Origin of the sequence: Frankia sp. AiPa1 (assembly GCF_023243075.1) — a bacterium.
Lineage (GTDB): Bacteria > Actinomycetota > Actinomycetes > Frankiales > Frankiaceae > Frankia.
Map to the genome: position 1 here is coordinate 1 of NZ_JALKFZ020000109.1, position 13,905 is coordinate 13,905.

At 69.7% G+C, this 13,905-nt stretch carries 13 protein-coding genes; 4 read left to right on the top strand and 9 right to left on the bottom strand.

Annotation, left to right across the window (positions count from 1 at the left end; genetic code table 11):
• The coding region (locus tag MXD95_RS08815) for a hypothetical protein (RefSeq protein WP_250640058.1) at positions 1-218 on the bottom strand (218 nt) is incomplete at its 3' end.
• 185 nt (positions 219-403) lie between these two features.
• Here MXD95_RS08815 and MXD95_RS08820 point away from each other — a divergent pair.
• A complete protein-coding gene (locus tag MXD95_RS08820) occupies positions 404-1,480 on the top strand; it encodes an LLM class flavin-dependent oxidoreductase (RefSeq protein ID WP_250640059.1) in 1,077 nt (358 codons plus the stop codon).
• On the opposite strand, the gene MXD95_RS08825 is transcribed toward MXD95_RS08820, so the two are convergent.
• Together MXD95_RS08825 and MXD95_RS08830 are read right to left on the bottom strand one after the other, a co-directional pair.
• Complete coding sequence (locus MXD95_RS08825; RefSeq protein WP_250640060.1) at positions 1,473-1,865, bottom strand: TnsA-like heteromeric transposase endonuclease subunit; 393 nt, start codon at positions 1,863-1,865, stop codon at positions 1,473-1,475. The two genes, MXD95_RS08820 and MXD95_RS08825, sit on opposite strands and share 8 nt — an antisense overlap.
• A gap of 396 nt (positions 1,866-2,261) precedes the next feature.
• The gene (locus tag MXD95_RS08830) at positions 2,262-2,711 is read right to left on the bottom strand and encodes a pyridoxamine 5'-phosphate oxidase family protein (RefSeq protein WP_250640061.1); all 450 of its coding nucleotides are present in this window, start codon (positions 2,709-2,711) and stop codon (positions 2,262-2,264) included.
• 103 nt (positions 2,712-2,814) lie between these two features.
• On the opposite strand from MXD95_RS08830, the gene MXD95_RS08835 reads away from it, so the two are divergent.
• The gene (locus MXD95_RS08835; RefSeq protein ID WP_250640062.1) at positions 2,815-3,264 is read left to right on the top strand and encodes a MerR family transcriptional regulator; all 450 of its coding nucleotides are present in this window, start codon (positions 2,815-2,817) and stop codon (positions 3,262-3,264) included.
• A gap of 708 nt (positions 3,265-3,972) precedes the next feature.
• Here the strand turns inward: MXD95_RS08835 and MXD95_RS08840 are convergent.
• The 4 genes from MXD95_RS08840 to MXD95_RS08855 form a co-directional block, all read right to left on the bottom strand.
• A complete protein-coding gene (locus tag MXD95_RS08840) occupies positions 3,973-5,178 on the bottom strand; it encodes an alpha/beta fold hydrolase (protein WP_250640063.1) in 1,206 nt (401 codons plus the stop codon).
• A 190-nt stretch (positions 5,179-5,368) separates the two neighbouring features.
• Positions 5,369-5,878, bottom strand: coding sequence for a hypothetical protein (locus MXD95_RS08845; protein WP_250640064.1), 510 nt, complete (start codon positions 5,876-5,878; stop codon positions 5,369-5,371).
• Between the two features lie 59 nt (positions 5,879-5,937).
• Positions 5,938-6,207 carry a hypothetical protein gene (locus tag MXD95_RS08850; RefSeq protein ID WP_250640065.1) on the bottom strand — a complete coding sequence of 90 codons (270 nt, stop codon included), beginning with the start codon at positions 6,205-6,207 and terminating at the stop codon, positions 5,938-5,940.
• 325 nt (positions 6,208-6,532) lie between these two features.
• Complete coding sequence (locus MXD95_RS08855; RefSeq protein WP_250640066.1) at positions 6,533-7,450, bottom strand: 5'/3'-nucleotidase SurE; 918 nt, start codon at positions 7,448-7,450, stop codon at positions 6,533-6,535.
• Positions 7,451-7,925: 475 nt separating this feature from the next.
• Between MXD95_RS08855 and MXD95_RS08860 the strand changes: the two genes are divergently transcribed.
• Together MXD95_RS08860 and MXD95_RS08865 are read left to right on the top strand one after the other, a co-directional pair.
• A complete protein-coding gene (locus MXD95_RS08860; RefSeq protein WP_250640067.1) occupies positions 7,926-8,822 on the top strand; it encodes an HpcH/HpaI aldolase/citrate lyase family protein in 897 nt (298 codons plus the stop codon).
• Positions 8,823-9,282: 460 nt separating this feature from the next.
• Positions 9,283-10,719, top strand: a complete 1,437-nt coding sequence (locus MXD95_RS08865) for a sensor histidine kinase (RefSeq protein WP_250640068.1) — start codon at positions 9,283-9,285, stop codon at positions 10,717-10,719.
• Positions 10,720-10,732: 13 nt separating this feature from the next.
• On the opposite strand, the gene MXD95_RS08870 is transcribed toward MXD95_RS08865, so the two are convergent.
• A complete protein-coding gene (locus MXD95_RS08870; protein ID WP_250640069.1) occupies positions 10,733-11,287 on the bottom strand; it encodes a flavoprotein in 555 nt (184 codons plus the stop codon).
• Positions 11,288-11,597: 310 nt separating this feature from the next.
• A complete protein-coding gene (locus MXD95_RS08875; protein WP_250640070.1) occupies positions 11,598-13,007 on the bottom strand; it encodes an ATP-binding protein in 1,410 nt (469 codons plus the stop codon).
• Between the last annotated feature and the right edge of the window lie 898 nt (positions 13,008-13,905).

Genomic DNA, 13,905 nt, shown 5'->3' on the forward strand with positions numbered 1-13,905 from the left:
TGGTCACCGGCTGACCACCGAACTGGCCCGAGGCCGCCTGGGTAGGTCTGGACCGCCTGCACCAGCAGCTCGGCCGGCCGCCGTCCGACGACAACATACGCACGCCAGTCACGCTTGCGGAGGCCGCCATCGCCGCCGTCGAGTGCCGCTTGGAGTTCCGGTAGTTCTACGACCGCAAACGTGCCGAGGGCCTCGGCTTCGATGCCCTTGCTGCGCACAATCCGACCGCGAACGCCCGTGTAACCCGTGGTGACGACGTGCTCGCCGTGTATTGGCAGGCGCCACGCGACCATGGGGGGAGGACAGGCGCACCTAGCTGATGTACTGGTGCGGTGCGCGAGAAGGAGTTCGACGAGACAGCCGCTCTCGGCGTGGCCAACGCCGAGAGCGATCGGAGGTTTTGATGCGTGCAGGTATCGTGGTCACCGCACGTCCCGGTGTGGAGGACCTCGCCGTGCGGGCCGAGGAGTTGGGCTTTGACAGCTTCTGGGTCTACGACACCCCGATGGTCCACGGTGACCCCTTCGTCGCGTTGAGCCTGTGCGCGAAGGCCACCCGTCGCATCAGGCTCGGCATCGGCGTGACCTCACCGGCGCTACGCTCGCCCCCGGCCGCCGCGTGCGGGCTCGCCAGCCTCAACGCCCTGGCACCGGGCCGGATCATCTGCGGGGTCGGCACCGGGAACACCGCCCGACGCACCCTGAGCATGCGGCCGACCACGGCAGCCACGCTGGAGACCTTCACCGCCGCGCTGCAGGACCTGTGCGCCGGACGCTCAACCGAGTACAGCGAAGGTGACCGGATCGGCGACATCCGGTTTCTGCACACCGGGACGCAGGTGAACACCGCCGACCCGATCGAGTTCGTCGTGGCCACGCTCGGACCGAAGGCCGCGGCCGTCGCCGGCCGCCGCGGTACCGGCCTGATCTCCTTCGGTCTGCTGGACCCCACCGCCTGGCACGCGTTGCACGACGCTCGCCGCCACGCCGCCGGGGGCACACCCCGCGACCCCGACTCCCACACGGGCTCCCGGGTGGACTCCTACGTGGTCACCTCGCTCCACATACTCGACGAGGACGAGGACCCCCAAGGCGACGCGGCCCGGGACGCGACGGGCCACCTCGTCCTGTCGCTGCTGGCCTTCGCCGCCGACACCGCCGCCGACACCCCCGCCTTCGCCGATCAACTCGGCCCCGAGGAACGCGAGGCGGTGCGGCGACTCCTCGACCGGCGCGGCACCACCGCCACCGCGCCGGACCGGCACACCAAGCTCTACCCCAACTACCTCGGACGCATCGCACGGCAGGACCGGGACCTGGTCCTGCCCTCGCTGATGAACACCCTGGCCCTGGTCGGCACCCGCGACGACATCCTCGCCCGCATCACCACCCTGGAACAGGCCGGCATCGACGAACTCCTCATCCAGCCGGTGATCGACCCACCCACCGAGATGGCCCAGCTCGCGAAACTCCTCACCTGAGCGGACCCGCCGGCCGTCGGCCGCGCGCGAAGAAGTCCGGGGCATGCGACCGCCTACGGCCCGGAGAACCGTCGCGCCCTCGCAGCCAGAACGGCTGCGAGGCGAAGCCCACCACCTGAGGGTCGAAGTCCAGCAGCATCGCGTGGTCGCGTTCCAGCCACGACTCGAACCCGACGTGACGTCGACTCGTCGCTGACCAGTACAGGCCCGGGAAGTGCCGCTGCCCCCGGTACGAGGGGAAGTCCCGGACCGGTGCGACGTCCTCGAACGCGACCGCGCTCGCGGTCACCAGCGAGCCCTGAACCTCGCCGCCGCCCTCCACCCAGGACAGCTCGAACTCGTCGGCAGACGACGCCGCACCATGCGCGGCCATCTCATCACCCATGGCGCAAACCCTGACACAGACAAGATCCAGTGAGAAAAGCCAGATCAAACGGGACGCGCCACCTCCCACAAGCGGCACCACACGGTCATATCGCCCGCGCGCTGGCCATGTAACCCGGGAACTTGCCAGATCCAGCACCGGTCAGCGAGAGAGTGCCAAGCTCACCGGGAACGGACAGCGTCTCCCGCGGATTGGCCAACCATCCCGGCCGGTGGCCATCTACTGGCCAACCGTCACGGCGAGTGGCCATCTGTCCCCGATCCCTACAAACCTGATGTAAGGATCGGGCGGAGATGGCCACTTCGAGCTGCCTGTTCGCCGTTGTTGGCCAGGACATGGAGGCTGATCGCCGCGGAGTTGGCCACGACCCGTCGGCCGAGACCGCCACACAGGTGATCATGGGTTGCCGTAGAACCTGTGCACTGTGAAGCAGTAGGCGAGCAGCCCGTGTTCGCGAGCGTGGTCGAGGTATTCGGCTTCGGGCCAGGGGCGGTCGTGGCCGAGTTGGTCGTCGTGGGCCAGAACCGTGCCTGGCGGGGTCGCGTCGCCGTGCCGGGCTCGCAGCAGGCGGACGAGCAGGGGCGGGGCGTCCGCGTCGTCGACGATCGTCGCCGTCGTTTCCAGCCCGAGCCAGCGCGGGTGCGGACCGAAGACGAACAGTGAGCAGCGCGGATCGCGGCGCAGATTCTTCGTCCGTACCAGCGATGGAGAGCCCGTTGCCCAGGCGCGCCCGTCCAGAGCAGCCAGCTCGATCCGCGCCATGTGTGCCGTCCCGTCGGCCCGCGACGTGATCATTGCCGCGTCTGGATACCGGGTGACGAAATCGAGAACCTGCCCGTCGGCCACAGACCACTCCTCCTCGTCAGCGCCAGCGACGGCGCTCTTCGTGGTGTGGAACGATCGTGGACGTTCAAGCCGACTTGAACGCAACCGATGGTCAGGGAGAGTCATGGCGCATTCGGCAGACGACCCTCTCGTCCCGATCGACGAGGTGGCCCGCCGCGTCGGGCTGCGGGCCTCGGCGATCCGGTACTACGAGCAACGCGGCCTGATCGACCCCGCGGTGCAGTCCGCTGGCCGCCGCTGGTACCGGCCAGCCGAAATCCGCCGGCTGGCCGTCATCCGCTACTGGCAGAGGGCCGCCCTCATCAGCCTGGACGACATCGCCGACCTGCTCACCGACCGTCCCCCTCCGATGTGGAAGCAGACGATCGAAGCACAGATCCAGCGCCTACAGGTCAAGGCCGATCGGCTCCTCGCGGCCCGTGAACTACTCGAACACATCCTCGATCACCACGGCGACGCCTCACCGGACGGCTGCCCCCACTACGAGGCGCTCATCTGGTCCGACGAAGGACCGCCAGCCACCACCCCAGCCGCCCGATCCTGGCTCCCCTGATCAGGCGGGAGGGCCGCAAAGAGACCGTCGAGCAAGAAAGTGAGGGCCCGCCAGCATCGGACTGGCCGGATACCACCACGTGGCTCGGTTCGCGAGAACGGACCGCGGATGTTCGCGGCTCCGGACCGCACTTGACGATCAAGATCGGCGATTGATGTTCGTGAGAACGAGCCGCAGCGGGCCCAAGGCGCGGGCGAAGTGCCTGCTGGCAGCGGTCAAGAACGGCAGCAAGGGGTGCGGTCGAGACTCGCCGACACACGTCACCATCGCGGACGGGGTGCGGTCGGGGCTGCTCGGTGACAGCCGCCCGCGAGCAATGGCGTGCGACCGCGGACGTCCGTGGACGCCGTCGGCCGCGTGACCTGGACCAGCGGACGCCCGCCGACATGGGCGGATGAGCCAGCGAAGATCTCATAATGTCTCGACTTTGGTAGCCTCGGCCGGTCGCGCGTGCCGCGCTCTCGGTCTCAGTCTTGGTCTCGTTCGCCGTCGTTCGGCAGGGGTCGGAGACGTCCCATCGTGGTCGCACACGCCCGCCCTCCGCTGGCGGGCGCACCGGGGGCTCGACAGTCAGCTGTGCCGGTGAGGCAGCGGGGGTTCTGGCACCGCGCCAGGTAGCGAGGTTCGGCCGCTCCTGGCGTCACCGCCCGTATTCGTTGGCTTGGATGTCCGCGCCCATCGTCGCGAGGAGACTGATCTGCTCACGCGTCAGCCACGTGCCGGGTCGGTTCCGGTGAGGCGCGCGAAATGGTCGTCGACGGCGGTGAGCCAGGCGAGGGGTCGGCTGGCGTGGGGACTGTGGTCGGCGCCGGCGATGACGGCGAGACGCGCGCCAGGGATCGCGTCCGCCATCGTCCGGGCGGAGGCGCGCAGGCTCGAGTCGCGTTCGCCGACGATCACCGTGGTCGCCACGGTGATCTCGCCCAGCCGGGGAACGAGCGACGGATACGTCCCGAGCTCCCGGCCGAACGCGGCAAGGGCATCGGGGTCCACCTTGCCGAGCCCATCCACCGCGCGCTGCTGCGGGGTAGGCCCGCTGTTCACCACCTCCATCTCGTCCGTGGCTACGACGCGATCCTCCGAATCGCCAGTGCGCACGGAGTCGGCTTTATCCCCGGACATGGCAGCGTCCGGGTGACCGACGGAGATGATGGGACGTATGGCGCCGTCCGAATCGGCGTTGCCGGCGTCGCGGCCGGTGTGGTCGGCGCGGTCGGCGATGGCGGGTCGGCCGTCGGGATTCCTGCGCTGCTGGCCGGCGAAGGTGGTCGCCACCTTGTCCAGGACGGATCCGAAGATCCGACGGGCGATCGGCCCAGGAGCGTTGGCCGGCTCGGCCGCCGTGTCGACCAGGATGAGGGACCGCAGGCGCCGCGGATGTTCGAGCGCGTACCGCAGGGCGATCACGCCACCCATCGAATGGCCCAGCAGATGCACTGGCGCGGGCCCGAGCGCGTCGAGGACACGGACGAGATCGGCGAACAGCAGGTCGAACGTGTACTGCTGCCGTCCCCCGGGCGCCCATCCGCTCGCGCCGTGCCCGCGATGGTCATACGCGACCACCGGTCGGCTCGCCGCGAGATCGACCGCGACCGCCGCCCAGTCCTCCGCACTGCCCGCGATGCCGTGCACCAGCACAAGCAGCCCGCCGTCACCGCTCCTCGCACCGCCCGCGGAACCTGACTCCGCCGCGACCGCTGAGACTCCGAGGCCGTCACCTCGCCCCCCGGCAGATACGTCACCCCCGGTAGGGAAGCCCGCGGACACGACAGGACCGCCGATGGTCCGGCCGTCCGATGCGAGCTGCTCGACATGCAGCTCAAGACCGCCGCCGACTGATATCCGCCACTGCTCCGCCTCGACCACTCCGGCATTGTCGCGCGTCGCATCCTTCGTCGGGAACACGTACCTCACCGACGTCCACTACTCCGGCACGCGGCGTCCTCCTTGTCCACTTCGTGCCCAGCCCGAGCTATCGCGTACTCATCGGCGTGCGTACCCCTGGCACTGCTTCCTTCGAGCCCGGGTGTGGACGCGCGGACGGGGGAGCTCACGTGATGTCGAGCGGCCGACACAACTCCGTCCCGTCCTGGCTTCGCCCGTGTCATTCTCTACTTTCAATCTTCCGGCCTATGTAGGCGACAACAAGCTTCCGGGTGGCTGCATCCAACCTGAAATGAATACGGCCAGGTCCTGGCGTGAACCTGGCATGAAGATCGAATGAGCGCCGTGTGCCGTCAATATCCTGGAAGATGCACAACAGCTTCCTCTGCTCAGATTCTGGTGTCACCTTCGACATCCATCTGGGCGTCGCGGTGATCGCTGGGTCCCACCCGCTGGTGGCCAGCTCCATCTCGGCAAGACGGTCCGCAGCCTGTCTCAGACGGACAGGGTCCAATCCGAGCAGATCAGCTTCGACTCGTGGCAGCAGCGACAGGTTCGGGAAAATATCGAGCCGTGACTTCCACAGGCTGCCCGGTGTGCGGATCTGATCCAGCCCTGAGGTGGACAGCCATGTCCGGTGAGCATCGACATGTTCAGGCCGGGCGGCATGGCGGACAGAAACGGAATCCTCCGCGATGCGAAGCGCAGAGCTGGCGCCGTCGCCCTCCACAAGTTGCTGTCGTGTCAAGTGTACTTGCGTGGTCTCCCAACGCTCCGCGCTTCTGATGCTCAGCCCGAGTCCATCGAAGGCGTGGGCGTGGCCGAGGCCGACTGCCTCGGGAGTGGTATGCGGAGCAGCAGAGACTCGATCAGACGGCTCTGGTTCTTGTCGGTCCAGATCCCGCGTTGCCGCTGGAAATCTGGCTCCAGGTCGATGCCGCCGTTGCGGATTCGTGAGAGCAGAAGGTCGACTGTAGGGTTTCGGGTGATGACATCGATCTTGTCCGGATCGAACGGCTGATGGATCAGATCGTTGCTCTGAGGTTCCTCGGCCTCCACGCCGGTTCCTCGGCCGAGTGAGTCCCGTTCCTCTGAGGAAGCCATCAACGTCATGCTGTCGCGCATACCATCCCAACCCGGTGTGACTGAGCCGCTGTCAGACCCCGCATCCGCAACCTACTCGTCCTGGGCCGGCTGGCAGGATCGGTCGGTTCGCCAATCTCGTCCAGTCTGGCGGGAACGGGCATGGTATGGCTCGGTACTGACCGGAAGGCCATTCTGGGACCACGCGGTGCGGGACGCGATGCCGCCCTGTCTGAGAGCAGGTGGCGTGAGCCGCGCTGCCTGGGCGATTGTCAGGACATCCGAGGGGCTGGCGGAGTCGTCAGGAGGACGGGCGGGCGGGGACGGTGGTGAGGGTGGCGAAGCCGGCGTTGAAGGCGCCGACCTCGTCGGCCGGGGAGGCGGTCGAGGTGCAGGACTGCGAGGTCAGGATCGTGTTCGGGTCGGCGGCCTTCGCCTCGCTGGGCAGCTCGCGCGGGCCGCGGACCTGGCCGCCGGCGAAGCAGTTCGGGACGTTCAGGTTCGCGACGGTGAGTGTGCTCGCCGAGCCGCCGGCCGCACTACCTGCCCTACCGCCAGCCGCCGGGGTGGCGAGCAGGGCCGCACGGTGCGCCGACACCCAGGACAGCACCTGGGTGACCGCCGGGCCGTAATCGTAGGTGTCGCCGAGCCCCTCGCTGGCGGCCAGCGCCGGAATACCGCGCTGCGCCGCGGCCCGGGCCGCCCCGACGGTGCCGGACAGGTCGACCACGGGGCCGAGGTTCTGCCCCTCGTTGATACCGGAGACGACGAGATCCGGCTTCAGCCCAAGGTCGTCCAGGGCAATGTTGACGGCGTCGGCCGGGAAGCCGCTGACCGAGGTGGCCTTCACCCCGCTGGTCGTGGTCGTCTCGCTGTGGGCGACCTGACCGCCGCTGGTCTTCCCCCCGGTTCCGCTCTGGTTCGCCGCCGGCGCCACGACGCGCACCGAGGTGCCCGGCAGGGCGGCGAGCGCGTGGGCGACGGCATCGATGCCCGCCGAGCCCACTCCGTCGTCGTTGGTGACAAGGATGTCGAGCGTGCCGTCGGGCGTCCGGTCCGCGCCCGTCGCCGCGGCGGCACCCGCCGTGGCCGACGCGGCGGCCTGGGCCGTGGCCGACGGGCCGGACGCCGCTGTGCTCCCTGCGCTCGACGAACACGCGGCTGCCCCGACGAGGAGCGCCGCGGTGGCGAGAGCGATGCGAGCGGACTTCGTGGACACCGGTCCTCCTGACCTACCCGTACATCCGACTCGTACATCCGACCTGTGGGTGCATCCTGACCCGCAGGTATGTCGCCGAGACTCGGCGTGTCCCCAGTCGTGCCCACAACCTAGTGGTAGCGCGTCGCGCGCGTGCGCGGGGTGTCCGGGCGGAGTCGACGTGCGTCCGATGCGGTGCGCGGGTGATGTCCGCGCGGGGTGGGGCCAGTGCGGAGCGGTCCGCGGATCACGATCTGGGCCGGGCGTCCGGGCGTCCGGGCATCCGGGCGGGTGTGGCGTGGGTCGGCGATCAGGGCGCCGGGAATGGTCTGACAGTAGTGTGTGGTCGCCGCACCGGGTCCGGACCTCCGCGCTGCCAGGGCATCGCAGGCCCGTGCCGCGGCGGACGTCCCCGGGGGACGGGATCGCACGGGGACGGAACTGCACGGCAACGGAACTGCACAGTGACGGAACTGCACAGTGACGGAGGAGAACGGTGACGGCCGAGGCGAACCAGGCAGCGGACTACCGGCCCCGACGCTCGGTGCTCTACATGCCGGGTGCGAACGAGCGGGCGCTGGAAAAGGCCAAGGGCATCCCGGCGGATGCCCTCATCCTCGACCTTGAGGACGCGGTCGCCCCGACGGCCAAGGACTCCGCGCGCGAGCGGGTCTGCGCGGCCGTCGTCGACGGCGGGTACGGCCAGCGTGAGTTGATCATCCGGGTGAACGGGCGGGACACCGCCTGGCACGCCGACGACCTGCGGGCCGCGGCGAAGGCCGGGCCGGACGCGATCCTCGTGCCGAAGGTGGGTTCGCCGCAGGAGGTGCACGCGATCGAGAGTGATCTCGTCGCCGCCGGTGCGCCGGAGCACACGAAGATCTGGGCAATGGTCGAAACGCCGATCGCCATGCTGCGCGCCCTCGAGATCGCCAGCGCCTCGCCGCGCCTCGCCGTCCTGATCATGGGCACCAATGACCTGGCCAAAGAACTGCGCGCCGAGCACGTCCCCGGCCGCGCGCCGCTGCTGACGGGCCTTGGCCTCTGCCTGCTCGCCGCCCGCGCCGCCGGCAAGGTCATCATCGATGGCGTCTACAACAACGTCAAGGATGCCGAAGGCTTCGCCGCCGAGTGCCAGCAGGGCCGTGAGCTGGGCTTCGACGGCAAGACGCTGATCCACCCTGGCCAGGTCGAGCCGTGCAACACCGCCTTCTCGCCGACCGAGGCGCAGCTCGCCGAGTCGGCCGAGATCGTCAAGGCCTGGGCGGAAGCCGAGGCCGAGGGGCGCGGCGTCGTCACCGTCAACGGCCGGATGATCGAAAACCTGCACGTCGACAACGCCCGCCGCCTGCTCGCCGTCGCCGAAGCCATCAGCGCCCTGGCCGCCAGCTGATCGTGCCGGCGGTGGCCACCCACCAGCGCCCTGGCCATCGATGGCGCGTGTTGCCGGTGGCACCGCCGTCCGGCATCACTGACCGTCACCGCCGCCGGCGGCCCCGGCGGCCCCGGGGGGACCGGCGGGTCGCTCTGGTAGGGCAAATCGGGCACGAGGCCGGCAACTGGGACCTCGGTGGTCCTTCTGTCCAGCGGACTTCCCGTCTCAGGTCAGTCGCTGGTCGCGTCAAGTCACCTCGTTTGGCTGATGGCGGGCGAGCGGGCGAGCGGGCGGACGTCGGAGGGTGGCCGGGCAGGCCGGGTGGGTGAGGCGGAAGCAGTCAGGTCGGGCGAGCCGGCCGGGGTGGGTCGGGATAACCCGACCATGACTGGATGGGCGTACTGGCTGGGACGGCATCGTCGGGCACGGCAGTGTGGGCCTTGTCCACGCCGCACCCCGATCCGAGGGCTCGATGATCATGAGTGTCCCCCAGTCTCCGTCCGAGCCGTCCGAGCCGTCCGAGCCGTCCGAGCCGTCCGAGCCGTCCGAGCCGTCCGAGCCGTCCGAGCCGTCCGGGTCGTTCGGGCCCGAGAGGCGGGAGCCGGTGGGGCGAACGCCTGGCGGGCGGCTGAGGTGGCGGTTCGTGCGGGAGGCGGCGTACACGCTGGCCTGCCTGCCGCTGGCCATCATCGGGTTCGTCTACGTGGTGGTGGCGCTGTCGCTGGGGTCGGGGCTGGCCGTGACCTTCGTCGGCTTTCCGCTGCTGGCCGCGATGGTGGTCGGGGCACGCGGGTTCGGCGTGGCACAACGTGCCCTGGTCGCTTCGATGCTCGGCGAACGGGTCCCCGCCCCCCGGCCGTTCCGGGCTCGGCGTCAGGGCGGCATGGGACTGATCCGCGCCGGGCTCGGGGACGGCGCGGGCTGGCGGGCGTTCGTCTACCTGCTGGTGAAGTTCCCGCTGGGGCTGGCGAGCGCCATCGTCACCATCGCGTTCTGCTGTGACGGGCTCGGTGGGATCACCTACCCCATCTGGCGGCGGTACCTGCCCGTCCAGCATGACGATGACGGCCGGCCTCATCGAGGCGCGTCGTTTGGCACCAATTATTTTCTCGATACCTGGCAGCGGATGAGTCTGGCCGTTCTCGGCGGGGCTGTCCTGGTGTTCATCGGGATCTGGCTGATCCGCGGGCTGGTGGGGCTGGACCGGCTGCTGGTCCGCGGTCTGCTCGGTCCGACCAACCGGCAGTTGGCCGCCGAGCGGATGCACGAGCTCGAGTTCACCCGGGCCGCGGCCGTCGACGATTCGGCCGCGGCGCTGCGCCGCATCGAACGGGACCTGCATGACGGCGCGCAGGCCAGACTCGTCTCGATGGCGATGAACCTCGGCACCGTCCGTGAGCAGTTGGCCACCGCGGACGGCGACAGTCTCGATCTCGACCAGACCCGCTCGCTGGTCGACGCCGCCCACCGCGACGTCAAGGAGGCCCTGGTAGAGCTGCGCGATCTCGCCCGTGGCATCCACCCACCGATCCTCGACCATGGCCTCGAGGCGGCGCTGACAAGTCTCAGTGCGCGCGGCACGGGCAGTGGCGTGCCTTCGGTGCGGCTGCGCGTCGACCTGCCGCAGCGGCCTTCGGCGGCGATCGAGACGATTGCCTATTTCTGCGCGGCGGAGATGCTCGCCAACGCCATCAAGCACGGCCACGCCGGCGAGGTCGGGATCAGCGTCGTCGGACGTGCCGGTCGGGTCCGGCTCGCCGTCGTCGACGATGGCACGGGCGGAGCCACGGCGGAACCCGGCGGCGGGCTCGCGGGCCTCGCCGAGCGGGTCCGCACCGTGGACGGCTGGCTCGACGTCACCAGCCCGCCCGGTGGCCCCACCCGCATCACCGTCGACCTTCCCCTGCACGCCTGACGCGGCCCGTCGATCAGGAAGCGTTGCTGGCCTCGAGGGCCTCGAAGGTCTTCTTCCAGGGGAACATGGCCTTCCAGGCATCGATGTCGGGAACGTCCTCGAGCACGACGTCCTCGTAGTCGAAGATGACCTGGACGCCCCAGGAACGCAGGGTGGCGATGTTGGCCAGAAACGCCGGGTGCTTGGCGTGGGTGGGATTCGGCGGCAGCGCGATGATGATCGGGATCCCGGAGCCGATCGTCTCGTTGAGCAGGCTCAGCGCCAGGGTGTCGGAGATGCCGCTGGCGAACTTGTTCACCGTGTTGAACGTGGCCGGCGCGACGACGACGGCGTCGGGGATCGGACGTTCCTCCTCGTCGTCCTCGACCAGGACGTACTCGCTGCGCACCGTGTAGCCGGTGAGTTCGGCGAGCACGCCGGTATCGATGAACTTCAACGAGGACGGGGTGGCAACGACCCGGGTGTCCCAGCCCACGGACCTCGCCTGCTGGATAAAGTCGGGCAGATCGCCGGCGGGATACCCGCCCCCGCACACGACGATGTAGAGCGCGCGTGTGTCATCAGTCATGGCATGCACCTATCTCGAGGCTGTGCGCACCTCGCAGCCGAGGACGACCCCGTGGCACGACGCTGTGTGGGACGACGCTGTGTGGGACGACGCGGTGGAGATACAAGATGTGGACATAGGCCGGTGGACCAGGTCGTGGGAGGCGAACCGGGATACATCCTCCGCCTGGTAGGACGGGTTTTCGGCGGAATCGGCAAACGCCTGGCCCGATTCCGATCAAAGGTCCCGCCCGCGCTGGTCCGATGGCCTGTGTCACCCGGCGTCGGACGGCATCACCGGGCCGTCGGAGGGTGCCGGGCATGGACGGAGGTCAGATGCGGGTGAAGGCCTGGGCGTCGCGGCGGAAGCGGTCGAGTTCGGTGAGGCTGATCGTCGGGCGGGCGGCGCGGGCGGCTTCGAGGAGGTCCTCGGTGCGCAGCGGGTTCGTCGTCGCGATCATCTGGCCGCCGTGCGGTCCGGCGGCGTCCGACCCAGGCTTGCCGGCCGCGGCCTGTCCGTCCGTCCCGGCGCCCGATCCGGCCGCGCCGACCGCTCCCGCGCCGGCCGTGAGCCTGGGCCCGTCAGTGGCCCGGTGGAAGGCGGCAGCGGCGGAGCGCTGCACGACCGCGGACAGGTCCGCCGGGGTGAACAGGTCGGTGGCGGCAACCACGGCGTCGAGGTCGATCTCCTCCTTGTTGGCAACCCGTTCCAACAGCCCGGCGAGCAGCACCCGGCGTCCGGTGGCGTCCGGCGGGCCGACCGGCAGCACAAGGTCGAACCGGCCCGGGCGGACGAACGCCGGGTCCAGCGCCGAGACCGCGTTCGTCGCGCAGATCAGCAGCCGTCCCGCCACCCCGCGGAACGCCGGGATCGCCTTGAGCAGCTCGTTGACCACAGACTGATTCTCCGGCCGGGTCTCCCGGGACTGCGCGATCTCGTCGACCTCGTCGATGAACACCACGACCCGCTCAACGCCCATCAGATCGTGCATGGCCGAGCGCAGCTCCGATGCCAGCCCAGTGGCCCCGGACGCCAGGCGCGAGGGCAGCAGCTCGACGAACGGCCATTCGAGGCGCGCGGCCACGGCCCGGGCGAACGAGGTCTTGCCCGTACCCGGCGGCCCGAACAGCAGCATCGCCGTCGGGATGACCACGCCGTACGCCTCGGCGAGCTCCCGTTCGCGCACCGGCAGCAGCAGCCGCTTCTCGATCAGCTCCCGCTCTTCGGTCATCCCGGCGAGGTTCGTCCACTCGGACGTGCTCAGCAGCGAGCCACCCCAGCGCTCGACGGTGGACACGTCCGCTGGGCGCAGCGGGATCTGCTTGTCATAGAGCACCTGCCCGGTGGCGGCGAACCCGCGGTTTCGGAATGCGTCCTCGTCGGACTGCCCCGGGGTGATCAGGGTGGTGATGCGCCGGCAGCCGGCGTGCAGCAGCTGGTTCTCCACCGACTGCAGCAGCCCCGACCCGATCCCGTGATGCCGCCAGGCCGGCGCGATGGCCACGGTGAGGACGCGGCCCTGCCCGCCCTCCTTGCGGCCGACGGCGGCGCCCACGATGTGCTCGCCGGCGATCGCCACCACCGCCGGGCTCTCCTCGTCCGGCCCCTCGTGCCGCAGCGCCAGCACCGTGTCGGTCAGGTTGATCGGCGGCCCGCCGGGAGAGCTGCGTACCTCCTCGAACAGTCGGACGGTCGCCGCGTAGTCGACGGTCTCGTAGGGGCGGATGTGCCAGATGGGCACGCTGGCTCCTCAGGGTCGGTCACCGACGGATCGTCTCCACGACTGTGCATCGCCGACAGTGACGAAATAGCCGGGACCGTTGGAGCTAGTTCTCGGGACCTTGGGACCGGCACCCATGGTCATTGGCGCCCTCCTGGCCCGTCGGTGTTCCCCCGCCCAGGGTCGCCACCGCCGCCGCAACGCTGTGACCTGCGGCGCTGTTCGCCGGGTACCCGCAGGCGGGCGAGTTGCCGCATCCCGGTGTGACGATCGCCCCCGCCACCTTCGACGCCCGGCCCACTGTCCGCCCGTTCGGGCATCCAGTGGACAGTCCGTAATGGCTTCTGCCTCCGAAGCAAGTCCGAAGGCCGTCCGAGCCAGCCGAGCCGGACGGAACCGAAGGGCCGATCATTGTCGGATCGCCGCCACCGGGGCGATCCGACCGGACGTTCGACTGGTTGCCCGTGGTGGTCCGGACACGGCGAATCGCCTCCGCGTCAATGCCTCGCGGCGCCATTCGGTGTGTTTCTCAATGTGGTACGGTCGCGCCGAGTGGCCGAGGTCGATGCCACTGGCGAGGCGCGGCGTGGTACGGGCGGGCTGGGAAGTTCCTTCCCAGGCGGTGGTCCTCTCGGGGGTAGGATGCCGAAAACTGATCGAGATCCACCGGCGGCTGACGCCGTGGACTCCTCGGGTGGTGTGGTTTTTTCCAGAGTGCAGGCGTTGTCGGCCGGGAACCGCAGAGAAAACGGCGCATCCCAGCAGGCTGCGCATGCTCTCGCCATCCTGCACGAGTCGCTGATAAAGATTGGTGGGGGGGCGGCCGCGCCCCCCCCCCCCCCCCGCCCCCCCCATTTTTGTGCGGGTGCAAAAACATCACCCGCGCGCCTACCACACACCCCCCCCACCCAACACCCAC